The 16,365-nt window shown below is 53.3% G+C and carries 8 protein-coding genes; 4 read left to right on the forward strand and 4 right to left on the reverse strand.

All coding sequences use genetic code 11. The features are described from left to right. Nucleotides 1–186: 186 nt before the first annotated feature. A complete protein-coding gene (locus tag KTT_RS01455; RefSeq protein ID WP_126594293.1) occupies nt 187–4,635 on the forward strand; it encodes a DUF6788 family protein in 4,449 nt (1,482 codons plus the stop codon). Between the two features lie 480 nt (nt 4,636–5,115). After that, nucleotides 5,116–6,066, forward strand: coding sequence for a GNAT family N-acetyltransferase (locus KTT_RS01460; RefSeq protein ID WP_126594294.1), 951 nt, complete (start codon nt 5,116–5,118; stop codon nt 6,064–6,066). A 433-nt stretch (nt 6,067–6,499) separates the two neighbouring features. On the opposite strand, the gene KTT_RS01465 is transcribed toward KTT_RS01460, so the two are convergent. The 3 genes from KTT_RS01465 to KTT_RS01475 all read right to left on the reverse strand — a co-directional run bounded on the left by KTT_RS01465 (nt 6,500) and on the right by KTT_RS01475 (nt 10,017). Next, nucleotides 6,500–7,438: a carbohydrate ABC transporter permease gene (locus tag KTT_RS01465; RefSeq protein WP_160145572.1), complete on the reverse strand. Its 939-nt coding sequence runs from the start codon at nt 7,436–7,438 to the stop codon at nt 6,500–6,502. An 83-nt stretch (nt 7,439–7,521) separates the two neighbouring features. Next, nucleotides 7,522–8,490, reverse strand: coding sequence for a carbohydrate ABC transporter permease (locus tag KTT_RS01470; protein WP_126594296.1), 969 nt, complete (start codon nt 8,488–8,490; stop codon nt 7,522–7,524). Between the two features lie 147 nt (nt 8,491–8,637). Further along, nucleotides 8,638–10,017, reverse strand: coding sequence for an ABC transporter substrate-binding protein (locus KTT_RS01475; RefSeq protein ID WP_126594297.1), 1,380 nt, complete (start codon nt 10,015–10,017; stop codon nt 8,638–8,640). Nucleotides 10,018–10,388: 371 nt separating this feature from the next. Here KTT_RS01475 and KTT_RS01480 point away from each other — a divergent pair, with 371 nt between their 5' ends. Then, nucleotides 10,389–11,258 carry an NAD-dependent epimerase/dehydratase family protein gene (locus KTT_RS01480; RefSeq protein WP_160145573.1) on the forward strand — a complete coding sequence of 290 codons (870 nt, stop codon included), beginning with the start codon at nt 10,389–10,391 and terminating at the stop codon, nt 11,256–11,258. 19 nt (nt 11,259–11,277) lie between these two features. Here the strand turns inward: KTT_RS01480 and KTT_RS01485 are convergent, their stop codons facing one another. Beyond that, nucleotides 11,278–12,342: a LacI family DNA-binding transcriptional regulator gene (locus tag KTT_RS01485; protein WP_126594299.1), complete on the reverse strand. Its 1,065-nt coding sequence runs from the start codon at nt 12,340–12,342 to the stop codon at nt 11,278–11,280. Nucleotides 12,343–12,716: 374 nt separating this feature from the next. Here KTT_RS01485 and KTT_RS01490 point away from each other — a divergent pair, with 374 nt between their 5' ends. Further along, complete coding sequence (locus KTT_RS01490) at nt 12,717–16,253, forward strand: CARDB domain-containing protein (RefSeq protein WP_126594300.1); 3,537 nt, start codon at nt 12,717–12,719, stop codon at nt 16,251–16,253. The last annotated feature ends 112 nt before the right edge of the window (nt 16,254–16,365 follow it).

Consider the following 16,365-nt stretch of genomic DNA (forward strand, 5'->3'; position numbering starts at 1 on the left):
TTAAAGAAAAAGTACTAACCTGAATGCACATAATTTATAACATATAGGCTAGGCTATTGTGGGGCCGCCATTAACTAGGTTATAATAGACATTAATACTACACATGTGACATTATTCAGCTATAGAAGGTTATTATTGACCTCTTCACAGCTACAATTTGTCTCAATAGGCAGATAGGGAAGTAAGATGAACGGAAAAGTCACCTATCGCCAGCAATTTACACGCTGCGGAAAAGAACGTTGCCGTAAATGCAAGGAAGGCTCAGGGCACGGACCATATTGGTATGCCTATTGGAGCGTGAATGGCCGTACCGTCAGTAAGTATATTGGGACGAATCTCCCCGAGGCGGTAAAACAGGAACAGCTAGTCACCACTACTCCCTCTACAGCTTCTTCTCCATCCGGGCCTCTTTTGCGCGTGTATGTTCTGGGCCAGTTCAGGATTGAACGAAAAATGGAACAGGGTACCTGGCAGCCTATCGATGGTCGACTCTGGCATCGGCGGCGCGCCCGTTCACTGCTTGGCTGTCTATTGAGCAGTCCTAATCGGCGTTTGAGCCGTGAGCAGGTTATGGATCAGCTCTGGCCCGACCTGGAGATCGATATCGCCGCCAATCGCCTCAATGGCGCGGTTCACGAACTGCGGCAGATGCTCGAACCAGACCTGACCCGACCCGCGGCCTCGCGCCTGCTCAAGCTGGAGCGCGATGTACTTGAACTGGCCGGTCACCAGCAGATCTGGGTCGATGCGGAAGCCTTCGAGAACCTTATTAAGGAAGCGGATACCTCTACAGATCCGGTACGCACGAGGCAGTTGCAGGAGGAGGCGGCAAATCTGTATCGAGGCAGCTACCTGTTAGAGGAGTTATACTCGGAATGGGCAGGCCAGCGCCGCGATGCGCTCCAGCGGGCATGGGTGGGGTTGCTGCTCAACCTGGCTCAGAGCCAGGCGGAAAATGAGGAGTACGCCAGCGCCATTGAGACCCTGGACCGACTGCGCACCGCGGATCCCACCAATGAGACCGCTCTTCAGCATCTGATGATGCTCTTAACACAGCGCGATCGCCGCGGTGAAGCGCTACAGGTGTACAAACGCCATCAGGAGATGCTGGAGCGCGACTATGAGAGTGAGCCCCTGCCCGAAACGATTGAGCTTTATGAGAAGCTCCGCAATGGACACGTGCCCGCGTTATACACACAGAAAACAGAGAGCGCACCGATAACAGAACCATTGGAAGAGATTCAACCGCTTGATCTCACGTTCACGCGCCCTCTCTTCCAGCTGGGCAGGCACTATCAGAGTCGCTTGATCGGCCGCGAGCGAGAAATTCAGACGCTACGGCAGGTTATGCGCTCGCTGGAAAAAAAGGCTGCGCGACCGGCGACCTCCACAAGTAAGGATCACCCTCTGCTGCCGCCCGGTACCCGGCAATCGCAATTCCCACCATCGTCAGCGTCACGGCCCCGTCATACCCATTTTGTCTTGCTACGCGGTGAACCCGGGATCGGGAAAACACGCCTGGCTGAAGAGCTGAGCCTTGAAGCATATCAACATGGCTGGACGGTCGCCTGGAGCCGATCCTACGAGCAGGAGAGCACGATCCCCTATCATCCCTGGACCGATCTATTGCGCACCCTTTGCAAGAGCACATCGATACTTGCTGATATAACCAATCGGAAACAAGATGTTACCACCGATATGATGCTGCGCGAGCTGGCTGCTTCCCCACTAAAGCTGGAACGTCTGGGTACGCTCTTGCCTGATCTGCAAATTTTGCAGCCAGGCACCGGAAAATCAGCGATTCCGATCTCGCTAGAACAGGAACGGCTACACCTATGGGAAGCCGTGCTCGGACTGATCGAAACCTTTAGCAAGCAGCATCCGTTGCTGCTGGTGCTCGACGACCTCCATTGGGCGGATGATAGCAGCATCGATCTTTTGACCTACCTGATCCATCACCTGCAAGAACAGTCCGTCCTGTTAATCGGTACCTGCCGCGAGGGAGAGCTAGCTCCCCAGCATAAGCTGCGCACATTGATCGCGGACCTGCAGCGTGAGCAGGCCGTAGTCGTGGTTCCGGTCCTGCCGCTTACCTCTACCCAGATTGGGACGCTGGTTGCCCACCTGCCACAAAATTTGGTAGAGAGCATTCAATCGCAGGCGGCGGGCAATCCATTTTTTGCGGAGGAGCTGGCACGCTATGTAGATATATCAGCTAATGAGCAGAGCGATGCCAGCAAGCTAGGCGCGCTGACAACCCTAGATGCGACGCCGCCAGCCGGACAGTCTTTCGGCAGCTATAGCACGCACCAGAAGATGAACGGAGGGGCAACCCAACCAGAACCTGAACATCAGCCAGCCTCGATCTCGCTGCCAGAGGCGATCGCGGCCGTGCTGGAACGGCGCCTGGGCAGACTCAGCCAGGGCTGCCAGCAACTCCTCGGTAAAGCTGCCGTTATCGGTGGCTCGTTTGAACTGCGTCAGCTCGTTCCCATGGCAGGCGACGCCGCCGAGGATACGGTCCTGGACCTGCTCGACGAGGCGTTGAATGCTGGCCTGCTAATCGAAGAGGGGGCGGGCGCGAACATTGCCTACCACTTCTGGCATCCACTGATTATTAGCCACCTGTATAGCCGGCTCTCGGCGGCACGCCGGGCCCAGCTCCATCGCAGGGCGGCCGAAACGCTGATCGCCACCTCTAGCAGTCAACCGGAGAAGGCCGCCACCACCATCGTCTATCACCTGAGCAAAGGGGGCGGAGACCGTGAAACCCTGGCCTACTACGCGGAGATTTCGGCGAATCAGGCCTATGGGTTGGCAGCCTATACGGAAGCACAGCAATATTATATCCTGGTCTTTCAAGCACTCAGCGGCAATGAGTTCACGGCCGCCAACCAGATCAATGCCCACCACTATATCCAGCACATCATCGCCAGGGATTGCGAGCAGCTCCCATTTCATGATCCTCTGCACCTCTGCCGTATTTTGGAGCGTATCGCTGAATGCAGCATCATCCTGGGATCGTTCGCTGATGGACGTCAGGTCTACGAGTATATTTTGCACCTGCGCACCTGCGCACGCTTTGAACGCTACCTTTCAATGGAACTAGCCATCTCTCTGGAAGAAGTTGAAGAGCTCAGGAAGAAAGAGGCGCAGATTCAGGCTATGCTCTGGCGCGAAATCGGCAATACCTGGACCTATACCAGCGAATACGAACCAGCGTATCGCTGCTATGAACGGGGTAAGGCGGCCATGGTGCAGGCGGGTATCACCAGTGGAGCGGCCTGGGCCTGCCTCCATCTGCAATATGGCGCCCTCTTCCGCCTGGAAGGCGACTATACGCAAGCCCGGCGCTATTTACAGGAAGCCCTGACTATGCTCGAAGAGGTTGTACAGACTCCGCATCTTCCGTATCAGAGAATGGATATCATGCGCGAACCGGGAGTACAGACCAGGCGCGTCCATGATCTTTCGCTTACCCGCATTGAGCGAGCACTCACTGGCGATCCACTGGAGATTGGCTATGCGCATGAAAGGCTCGGGATCGTGGCGGTCAGCCTGGGTGAAGTAAATAGCGCTCTGGAACACCTGGATGTCGCGCTGACAATCTACGAACAGAGCGAGCTGGTCTCGGAAATGGTTCGGGTGTGCGGCAATCTGGGAGCCGTCAATATCGTTAAGGGAGCGCACGATGAGGCGCGTCGCTATATGCAGCGCGCATTAGAGTTGGCCGAGCGTAGCGGCGATATACCCAACATGACCTTTATCACCCATAACCTGGGCGATGTAGCCCAGAGATCGGGCTCCTTACGGGAGGCGGAGGGCTGGTTCAAACGCAGCCTGGAACTGGGCGAGCTCATCAATGATCGTGAACGTCTGAGCTGGAGCTATATCGCGCTGACCGCCATACAGGCCGATATGGGCAATCTTGAGGAGGCAACCAATAGCATTCGCCGCGCCATCTCTATCAGCCGCGCCATCAAGAGTACGCGCTGTATCCGCTATGCACTGCTGGGATTGGCCGACCTCAGGATTACGCAGGCGATCGCGACCCGCTATTATCCCGATGACGTGGTACGCAATCGCTACCAGGCACAATTGCTCGCCCGGGCCAGCAAAACCTTACAGCGCTCGATTACCCTTGAGGGGATGGAGGCTGAAAACATTATCGACGCCAAACACTCGCTGGCCATGGTGTATTTCTTGCAAGGGGATTTACAGAGCGCCCACGAGGTCGCGCTGCAGACGCTCAAGGATGCCCAGGATTATGAAACCATGCGCATTGTCGAGAGGGCATATCGGCTCCTGGGCCGTATCATGCATGCGCAGAAACAGCCAGAACAGGCCGTAGCTTATTTCCGGCAAGCGCTACACATCTGTCAGGAACATGGTTTGCGCCTTGATTATGCGCGTACCCTGGTCTGCTATGGAGCGCTACTGCTTGAACAGGATCAAAACGTCGCTCCCGCTACACTTGCTCTGGGAAATGATACGTCCGATACGCCTCTTCACCATCGCGGTCTGCACTATATCGAAGAGAGCTATCAGATTTTCCGTGAATGCCATGCCGCTATCGACCTGGCGATGGCGGAACACCTGCTATCCCAGCCAGCCCTGGTCCGTAGCTTGACGTAAACTTATATCTTATGGTACTCTTGTTGATGGGCACCGATCATAGTGTCCATTTTTACCACTTCACTTCCTTCTTCAATAGGAAAGGGCTGCAATTAACGATGGCTAAGGCGAAAGACAAACATCTGTTTGCCCGCTGTGGCTGCCGTCTGTGCATCTTTGCACCCGGACAGCGCCTGATCGCCCATAGCCTCACTATGCCCTTTTTCAGGTCAGGCGCACAATCCATCGTTCCCATCGCAACTCTATAACCTGACCCACTTCGCATAGCAACAACAGCCATCAGGCCGTGGGCGCATACTCCTATACATTCGCCAGAAGCCTGCATGTGCCTGTTTCATACAGTATCCGACCCTATTCGCCTCTTTAAGCAAGCTCTACTATGAATGCATAGGAATGCGCCAATATAAGCATGCGAAGCGTTCGTGAGACTTTTCAACATGAACCATCGATTCCTATGCACCAAAGAATGGAGTATCCCTGATGACCACTATCAACCTACCAACAGATCTGACCGTTCGCGCCGCCCGGCGAGAGGATGCCCAGGCGATTGTCGATCTCTATGCCCTGGTCGAAGAGGCCGAAACCGGACACAGCGACAATTCCATCGACGATGTCTATGACCTTTGGGATGGAGAACACGTGGACCTGGCCCATAACTCTTGCGCCATCTTCGCCGCCCATGGGAAACTGATCGGATATACAGCGGTCGCCAATACCGGCCGGGGCGTGCTATTGGATGTCCATACACAGGCTCACCCGGACTATACTGAACTTTCGCTGTTCAGCTACCTCATTCAGTTCGCCGAGGAACGCGCGCGCGCTTTGCTGGAGACCGACCAAAAGCTGCCACGCCGTCTCTATACCTGGGGCTTTACCCCGGCCAGTACCGCACGTTTTGTCCAGCATGGCTTTACCATCGAGAACAGCGACTACCGCATGGAGGTGGTCTTACAGACAGAGCCACCACAGCCACAACCTCTACCGGGTATCACGATCCGCCCATTTATAGCGGGAAAAGAGGAGGGCGCCGTATATGACGTGATCGCCGAAGCTTTTCCAGATATCGACGGCAAGCCGTATCGGCCATATGAGGACTGGTATGAAAAGGTCTTCGAGAAGACGCCAAGCTTTGATCCGGCCATGCTCTATGTAGCCGTCGCCGATGGTCAGATTGTAGGGACCATCAGCTGCCGTGTCTATCCCCAAAACGGCGAGGGCTTCATCTGGCAGGTCGCGATGCGCCGTGCCTGGCGCAAGCGTGGTATCGCGAGCCTGCTCATGCGTACCGCCCTGGTTGCATACTATCAGCGCGGCATGAAACGCATCCAGCTAGATGTCGATGCCAACAACGCCACAGGTGCCCATCAACTCTACGCCAGCCTTGGCATGCACAAATACTCGCAGGTCGATAGCCTGCAAAAAAGTCTATAATCCTATCTTATGAGTTATCCCGAACTTTTTGAGCAAAAGTTTGGGATAACTCATAATCGGTTTCATCATCTAACATCGTGTCTGACTTCTGTCATGTTTGGGGCGCGTGCGCGCCCTCGCACGCGCGTCCACTACGCGGCCGCACTGGTTTTGTGTATTCTTGCACGGGGCGCGCTGATGCGCACCCCGTGCAAGAATACACAACGGAATGCTGGGCACCGGAGGCGCGAAAACCCATGCAGGCCGCAGGCGATGATCATGAGAATCACTTGCAGCATGCCTGAGCTTTCGCACCTCTGGTGCTCACAAGTCCATGGTATGTTGGTGCAGCAGGGGCGCGAAAGCACCCCTGCTGCACCAACATACCAAAGCGTAGTGGACGCCCGTGTGGGGGCGCGCACGTGCCCCCAACATGACGCAAGTCTGAAACATTCTAAGCATTCATAAATCCCGACAGGTTGATCCCTTTGATGATCTGTTTCTGGAAGATACCGTAGAAAACGAGCGGTGGTATCACAGCGATAGCCATGGCCGCAAACTGAACATTGGCTGGCAGACTATTGGTGTCGCGCAGGTTGACATAAAGAGCGGTCCCGATCGGCCATTTCGCCGCATCGATAATGTAGAGGTATGGACCAAAGAACTGCTGCCAGCTCCCAATAATTGAGAAGATGGTAATCACTGAGATGACTGGACGCGACAGCGGCAGGATGATATGGTAGAGAATCTGTAAAGGGTTGGCTCCATCAAGCACCGCTGCGTCGCTGAGTTCATCGGGGATACTATCGAAAAAAGCCTTCAAGATCAAGATATTAAACGCGCTAAAGGCCCCCGGTAACCAGAGAGACCACCAGGTATTGACCAGCCCCAGATGAACGATATTCAGATATTGGGGAATAATGTAGACGACGCCCGGAATCGTCATCGTGCTTAAGAATAAGACCATGATGGTTCCACCAAATGCTGGCCGCAATTTGGACAAGGCATAGGCTGCGCAAATATTGACGGTCATTGGAATGAACCAACCAATCACGGTGATCACCAGCGTGTTAAAGAAGTAGAGTCCAAAGTTGATGTCGCTCCAGGCCGCTCCATAGGTGCTCCAATCAGTATGCCTGGGAAGCAGGGTTGGTGGCACCTGTAATAATTCCGGTGCCGACTTGATCGCGCCGATAAAGAGCCAGCAGAGAGGCACCAGAAATGAGAGAGAAATCGCGATCAGGATGATCAGGATAAGGTTGAGAATGATGCGCACCCCCAGGTGCTGTCGTTCCAATGGCGAGATCAGTGTACGCTGGCCGCTGTCTGCGTCATCCTTTGGCTTTTTGCGTGCCGCATTACTTGATTTTATGTTCGGTAGAGCTATACTCATTACGAAGCTTCCTCCTATCTTCTGCCCATCCCTCAATAGAGAGAGAGAGAATGGCAAGCTATCCATCGATATATACATATCTATCAATATTTCCCCAACCCGGTTGTGCGGCGCATCAGGTAGAGATATAAAATGGAGAAAATCATCAAGAACGCGAACAGGATCAGCGATAGGGCATTGGCGGCGCCATAGTTTCCCTGCTCAAATGCATATTTGTACACCAGCAAGACAGGGGTGACGCTGGAGTTCACCGGACCACCACCGGTCAGGAGAAATGGTCCGTCAAATGTTTGGAAGGCCCCCATGATGGCAAACATCAGGTTGAGCAGGAGGATGATGCGCATCTGCGGCAGAGTTATATGCCAGAACTTGCGCCAGATACTGGCTCCATCGATCTCGGCCGCATCGTAGAGATGAGGTGGGATATTCTGCAGTGCCGCCAGGTAGATAAGCATGCCACTTCCCGTGCCTCCCCAGATACCAATAAAAGCCATTGAAGGGATTACCGTTGTTGGCGAGTCCAGCCAGGCCAGGGTGGGCAGGTGCAGGGAGGCCAGAAAGACATTAATCAAACCTGCTCCGCTGGGATCATACATCCACTTCCAGAGATAAAAAGTGACAACCGGGGGCAGGATGGCCGGCAGGTAGTAGGTAAAACGCAGATAACCACCCCAACGGGGCAACTCGTTGACAATCATGGCCATGAAGAATGGAATCAGGAAAGGGATCAGAGCCCAGAGCAGAAATGTAAAACAATTCTCCACGGAAATGAGCAACAGCGGATTTCTCAGGACGGTGACAAAGTTGAAGAAGCCAACCCACCTGGGAGGGTTGACCATGTCATAATACTGAAACCCGATGATAAAAGAGCTGATGATCGGGTATACAGAGAAAAGGGCAAACCCCAGCAGCGCTGGCAACAGGAAAAGATAGGCAACCAGGTTTTTCCTTATAACTTTACCCACCGGAACATTATTCCTCTTGACAACCGCTTGCTCCGCCTGCCGATGATCCGCATAACGTTCTTGCTGGCGATCGAGACTTTTTTGCATGTGAGCAATCCTCAAGGTAAAAATATAAATGGAGAGGCAACGATAGGCACTCTAATGGCTACCACGCAAAATTGAAAGCAGTGAGAGGTCCGGACTCTGTTGCTGAGATGAGTCCCTACCCTCTCACTGACCAACTATCACCAGTCGCTACATGGTTGCCTGATCAATAGTATCCTGGAACGTCTGGGCTACGGTGTCTAATTCCTTTTGTGGATCGGCGTTAGGATCGCTCAGCATTTTCTGCACCACGGGGTCCATCAGAGCGTAGTAGGTCTGGCTCTGGATCGCAGGTTCGGGAACGATTTCCTGTTTGGCAGAATAATATGGCTGGGTCATCTCTTCCGGAATATTGGCGTACTTCTTTAAGATCGCCATACGCTGCTCGAGCAGTTGACCACCAAAGGCAGCATTATCAGGGAAACCGATCGCCTTTCCCTGCGATTTTTGTGTCTTAAGATCATCCTCAAAGTTTTTCATGTCAAAATACTTGAATTTCACCCATTCGACGCCACCATTTATCTGCTCTGGCGTACACTTTGGATTGAAGATCCAGATGTTGCCACCTCCCAGACAGCCGTTGCCGCCATTGGTAGGCATCGGCCCCACGCCAAAGGTATCCAGGGGAAGCTTGAAATCATTGATCAGGCTCGCCAGTTCGTCAGAGCCACCAATCACCATGGCGACTTTCCCCTGGCCCAGCGGATGATAGGTATCGCTAACGACCACATTGTCCCCGATCGATTTATCGCGCCAGCGCATATCTTTGTACATCTGCAGAGTTTTTACCCCGGTGGGCGAGTTGACGACGCATTTCAGCTTGCCATCGACCATATCTTCAACCTTGCCACCCGCGGTATAGAGCCAGTTGGTATAGTGCCAGCCGCCCTGATTGTTGGTCGTCAGTTCCATAAACCCTGAAACGCCTTTGCCAGTCAACTGTTTCGCGTATCCCATAAATTCATCCCAGGTCTGCGGTGGCTTATCGGGATCAAGGCCCGCCTTCTGAAATAACTTGCGATTGTAGACGAGCGCTAATTTATAACCATCGATCGGGAAACCATAAATATGCCCCTGAGGTCCGGTTACCACATTCAGTGCCCCCGGCGTAAGATCTTTGAAGTGCTCCCATTTCTTTATCTGATCGGTGATATCCGCAACGAAGTGATGGCTGATCATATATTGAGGTTCGGTGTAGTAGACCCGTACGGCATTTTCCGCCTGGCCTCCAGCGAAACGAGCATAGTAGGTTTTAGAGTCAAAATAGTAGTTATGCCCGACAATCTTGTATTGAGGAAATTGCTTTTGGAAAGCCAGAACCTGTTGTTTGAAGGCGGCCAGATTTGCTTTGTCAGACTCGGCCGGCATATCGGTTACGGTAATGGTGGTTGGACCGCTGCTCGCTGACGTGGCAGAATCACAGGCTGCTATCAGGCTACCCAGTCCGATCAGACCGGCACCAACAGCGGTGGTTCCTTTGAGGAAGTTACGACGGCCCATCGTTCTCGTGTGAAACATCTCTTGTTCCATTATGGTCTCCTTTGATGCATATGATCATGCAAAATAGTATCGAGGAGTAAAAGGCCAGGAATAACAACAAACAAGCAAACGAACAAAGGATCTTGCATGTTAGAGAGAAACCACTATATTCTCTCGCTTTGCAAATTTTTTCATGAAACGGGGTCACCCTCAGAACACTTCTTGAACGTATTCTGCAGAATACTTGCTTCATTTTTACCATGAAGGCGCGCAATTGTCAACTTTTTTCAATAAATTTGCAAAAATACACCTTGACAGCAGATATTCAGCCAATTATATTAATAAAAGTTGTGAAAAATATTTCAAAAAAATAGAGCTCTTCAGAATTGACGGAAATGCATTGTTTTCAACTGGAGGTTTTCATGCATGTTGTCGTTACCGGCGCAAGTGGGCGGCTCGGGAGAACGGTGGTTGCTTTATTGCAGGCAAAGGGTTTTAAGGTGATAGGCATCGATAAGCGTCCCTGTGCCACGCTTCCGGTACCATTGATCCAATTAGATTTATGCAATATCGATCAGGTGCAAAAAGCCATGGCCGGGGCCGATGCTATCGTTCATTTAGGAGCCATTCCTTCACCAGGGGGATTTCCAGCAGAGGTTGTCTATAGCAACAACATCCTGGGCACATTTAACGTTTTCGAGGTGGCCGACAGATTGGGGATTCGCCGCGTCGTCTATGCTTCAAGTGTATCCGCTCTGGGATTCCCATTCCAACGTCTCTGGTCAGAGCCGGCCTATTTTCCCATCGATGAGGCTCACCCTCTGTTGCCACAGGACCCCTATGGTTTGTCTAAGGCCAATGGTGAAGAGATTGCCGCCGCCTACTGCCGGCGAGGAGCTGGCAGCGCAGCCAGTCTGCGCATCTCTACGATTGTTGATGAAGCGGATCTATCCGAGAAGTTCGAGAGCGCGCGCATTGCCCCCGAAAACTGGGCCTCTTCTCTTTGGTCCTACGTTGAGGTGCGCGATGTTGCTCATGCTTGCTTCCTGGCCCTGACCACGCCTTTCGAGGGCCACCTCCCCTGCTTCATTACCGCGGCCGAAACCATCTCTGAGATACCAACCAATGACCTTCTCCAACGCTGGTTTCCACATGTACCGTATGTCGTCGGGGAATCATCCCCCCACTGGTCATTGCTCAATGGTTCATGCGCGCGCGACAGACTCGGCTATGTACCCCGCTATCGCTGGTCTGACCTGCTGCTGCACCACCATGAGAAGGTGAATAACTAGAAAAAGATACAGTCTCACATCAACCGGCTACAGGCGCCGTTGTCCCACGGATGACAAGGTGGGTGGAAAGTTCGGTGCGAGCGAGCGCAATCTCTTGTAACGATCCACCACCCTTGATCTGCTCAATGATGCGGAACAGGGTATCTACAGCGATATGACCGATCTCCATGAGCGATTGATGGACGGTGGTCAGCGCCGGCGTTGTGTATTGCGCGGGAGCAAGGTCGTCAAATCCTACAATAGACAGTTCGTCAGGAACGGCGATGCCGCACTCATGCGCGGCTCGCAATGCACCAATCGCCATAAAGTCGTTAAAAGCGAAGATAGCGCTCGGACGCTCGGGGAGGTTCAGCAACTGCCTGGCACATCGATAGCCACTATCCATGTTTGAGTCACCCTCAACAATGAGATCTGTCCGTACGGGCAGACCAGCAGAGGTAAGCGTAGAACGATAGCCCGCCAGCCTTTCCTGCCTGTACTCCCAGTCGGCTCCAACGATGGCTCCGATACGTTTATGACCGAGCGTTAAGAGATAGCCAACCGCCTGCCTGGCCCCTGCTTCATTGGTTGAAGAAACGACGGGGAGTCCATCCGGTACCCTTCGTCCCGGATCTACCAGCACAAAGGGGATATTGTGTTTTTTCAGATCCATAACCTCAGAGACATCCTCTGAAAATCCCAGCAGCAAGGCCCCCTCTGTGACTGTCTGCATAATACGTTCAGGTAACGGCATCCCTACGCTATACCTCATAGGGATAGGGCAGATCACGGGTCGCGCATTATGATAATGCAACTCCTCTACGACGCCCGCAATGATATCGGGATAGTAGTCACCACGCATACTTGATGAGGTGAGAGCTATCAGTCCGGTTCTCTCGTTGATGAGCCGGGTACTCACATAACCAAGCGCGCTGATGCTGTTGAGCACTTTGGCGCGCGTGTCCGGCGCAACGTTGACGTTCCCGTTGAGTACACGCGAGACGGTAGAAATAGAGACGCCTGACATCTCAGCAACTTTACTGAGAACGATACGCGAGTTCCCTCCTGGCTGCTGATTCGTTTCATCGAGCTGTTTTCTGTCCATAGTTCTCTTCACTTGAAATTTTTTGCAATCTGGATAGTACCACGATCAACCGTCTGTGCGCAGAGACATAGAACGAGTCCCGTCCATTTCATATCTTCAGACAACTATAAGGGGAAGAGGTTTTCCTTGTCAAGCAGAGAGTGGCAGAAATACTGTTTCCGCATGCAGCGCTGCATCCAGCCAGAACACCACTCAGTGCTTGATAGCACCTCAAAAACCAGTAAATCATAAAGCGCATACCCATAGCATTGACAGAATCCTTTTCTACATGTTATGCTAGGCCCAGGCTTATGAAAATGTTCCCGCAAATCATTTCAAAACTATTCCCCGTCGGCTCGTCCTACATCATCTTTTAGCGAAGGAGCGCAAGAGATATGGAACGTTCTGGCTGGCCTGTACGATACAGGCCCTCCACCTACCACGGTGTTCGTATTGTCAGTGCTGTATTGCTTATCTTACTCAGTTGCTTATCTATCTTCATCAGTCCGGTAGCTCATGCCGGTAGTGGAGAGCAGGCTATCAGTGCCGATAGCTTTGTCGATTCCATCGGCATCGATACCCATATGGGTTATACCAATACCCCTTATGGCAACTACAACGCGATCAAACAGAGCTTACAAGCCCTGGGCGTGCGCCACATTCGCGATGGTGGCAGTGCCAACTCTACAGTCAACAACGAATACAATGATCTCGCGAGCATTGGCATCCATTCCAACTTGATTCTCGGTGATGCCAATATTAATTTAAATCCCCCTCCTCCCGGCACGGCCGTCGGTACGTCCTATCCTGGTTGTCTTAATACCCCTTGCTACTATATCAAGGACTATCTCAATATCGTGAAACCTGCCATCGACCAGGTTGAAGGACTCAATGAATACGATGCCTTCAATACTTCGTATCCCGTAACGGCCGAGTTCAGACCCTATCCCAACACCCCCTATGGCAATACCACCTGGTACCGTGTCCTGTGTGACTATATGCAACAGCTACATGATACCCTGCGTAGCGATCCCAACTGGAGCTATCTGCCAATCACTGGCCCATCTTTTGCCTCTTACTCGGCTTCAACCTATATTGCCAATACCTGTGGCGATTGGAGCAGTAAATGGGTTGATAGCGCTACCTTACATGATTATGTCGGTTCACCAATGCAACCTGGTATTCAAGCCAACATTACAAATATTGGCAAGGCCTTCCCAAATGTTCCGTTTGAAACCACTGAAACAGGCTGGAACACGACCGCCAACGCGGCTCATCCGATCAGTGATACGGTGCAGGGAAAGTATATACCCCGCCTGCTATTTGAACAGATCAATCAGGGGATCAAGCGAACCTATACCTACGAATTGATCGATGAGGGGAACGATCCCAACAACTCAGAAGCCAATTACGGTATCCTGCATAACGATTTTTCACCCAAACCCGCGTATACGGCCGAGAAAAATTTGATCTCTCTGCTGTCCGATGCGGGCGATCCGATCCAGCCGGGCAACCTGGATTATACGATCTCGACGACTAATACCAGCGTCCATCATACGTTGTTGCAGAAGCGCGATGGGACCTTCTACCTGGCACTCTGGCAGGACGTGGCCAGTGCCGATAGCGATGTGACCACCCCTGTCACGCTCCAGTTTAACACGTCGATCGCGCAGGTGGATAGCTACGACATTGGCGCTTCGACCACGCCAACCGGGAGCCAGAGTAATCCCACGACAATGACGGTGAATGTGCCCGATAAAGTCTTACTGCTAAAGATTACACCCACAACCCTGGTGCCGCCCGCGAAGGGACAAAATCCTCCTCCTCCCACGCCCTGTCCCGCCAGCGGCTGTCCCAAACCCGACCTGCCTCCTCCACCGCCACCAGTCGGACCGCTGCCAGACCTGACGGTTACCCGGGTGAGCTATAGTGGCAACCCGGTCGTTGGGCAACCATTGAGCTTCACGGCGACGGTGAAAAATATTGGCTATGGTCCCACACCCGATGGTATTACAATAGGCGTAGCCTTCAGCGGTCCCGGCGGTCTGCTCTGCTTTGAGGATCAGTATAGCTCATCGCTGGCGGTGGGCAAATCGGTAGACCTTTCCTGTAACCCAGGCTTTACCTGGACGCCAAAGAACGCCGGACCGGTTACGGTGACTGCCAATGTCGATGATGTCAGTCGCATCCAGGAGACGACAAAGAGCAATAATACCAAAAGCATTACGTTCAACGTTCTCGCCACAGATGACAGGACGACCGATATGCAGGCTACGGCTGGCAATAGCGCTGTCTTCCTGAACTGGGGCGGCACCACCGCGGCCACCGGCTATACTATCAAGCGCACGACAATCGTACCGGGTGGCACGCCGGGTCCACAGTTACCAGAGGTCACGGGCTCTACCGCTGCGGCGCCGGCAACCGTTGATCTGACCAGCGAAGGAACCCTGGACTGGGGGCATTGGGGACTGAGCTCGGGTTCGAGCTTTGATCATAAAGCCAATGTCACATCCCAGATCAGCAATGTCTCCCAGGTCAATGCCGGCTATGTCGATAAGTTCGGCAGTTCGACAACCTTCAACTGGAGCGACGGCACTCCTACGACCAGTGGCAGCAACAATAATGGTATCTACATGGGACCCTACGTTCCCGGCAGCGGCTTTAGCTTTACCGTTCCGGCGGACACACAACCACGAGTGCTGAAAGTCTACGCGGCCGCCCGCAACTTCCGCGCCTCTCTAAGCGATGGTAGCGCGCCGGATTACAACGTCTCGACCGATGGTTCGAATACAACGCAGTTTACCATCATCTACAACGCGGCTTCGGCGGGGCAAAAGTTAACGATTAGCCTGACAGATCCATCGTATAACCATATTAACCTGCTCGGCGCCACCCTGGCAGGTCCGATCGCTCTGGCCCCATTCACCACTATCGCGACTCACGTCAAGGGCACGTTCTACGCCGATACGAAGGTCACTCCCGGCACCACCTACTTCTATACAGCATCGGCTATCACGTCTTCGGGGCAGGGCAGCAATTCGAACCTGGCTGGCGCCACCCCCGTTCCCGGTACGGCCTCGATCCATCCTATCGTGGAATGCGTTAGCAATAATGGAGGTGGAAGCTATACGGCCTACTTCGGCTATCAGAATACCGGTACGGCCGTGCTAGAGATCCCATATGGCCCGCATAATAGGTTCTCGCCCAGAACATCCGATCCGTTAGATCGTTCACAGCCAACCTTCTTCCAACCCGGTCGCACACCGGCGTTCCCACATGCCGCCTTCAGCGTCGACTTCGATGGAAACCCGCTGGTCTGGCAGCTTAATGGGCATACCGCGACGGCGAGCAGCAGTTCTCAGTCCTGTCCACAGGCACAACTGATTGGTAGCATTCAGTCGCAACCGGCCAGCGTCAATCTCACCAGCGAGGGTACACTGGACTGGGCGCATTGGGGATTGAGCACCGCCAGCGACTTTAACCATAAGGCCGGTGTTACGCAGCAGATCAGCAACTATACGGTGGTACAGGCAGGCTATGTTGGCCAGTATGGGAAGGATAGCCCGGCGGTAAGTTGGAGCGATGGTTCACCAACCGCCAGTGCTACGACCGGGAACGGTATATATCTGGGTCCATATGTCGCCAACGCTGGCTTCAGTATCACGGTTCCAGCCAGCACGACTCCTGAGACGCTACGTATCTACCTGGGAACCTATCAATCGCAGGTTAGCTTCCATGCCAGCCTGAGCGACGGCATCGCCGCCGACTATAGCGACTCGACGCTCATTGATCGCGTTGGCTCCAGCCAGGCCCTCTATACGTTAACGTTCCAGGCCTCCAGGCCCAATCAGACCCTGACGGTAACCTTCATCGACGCGACCTTCACCGGCAATATCAGTCTGCAGGCCGCAACACTGGCAAAGGCGACCTGATAACCGGCCTCGCACATAATCCCGGCGATCACTATAAAGCAGAGCTCTGGATTTTGTTGTATGATGGAAACAAGTCTCCGCTGCATCAGTGCCGTTTGAGCGGCACTGATGC

It is taken from the genome of Dictyobacter aurantiacus, assembly GCF_003967515.1.
Taxonomy (GTDB): domain Bacteria; phylum Chloroflexota; class Ktedonobacteria; order Ktedonobacterales; family Ktedonobacteraceae; genus Dictyobacter; species Dictyobacter aurantiacus.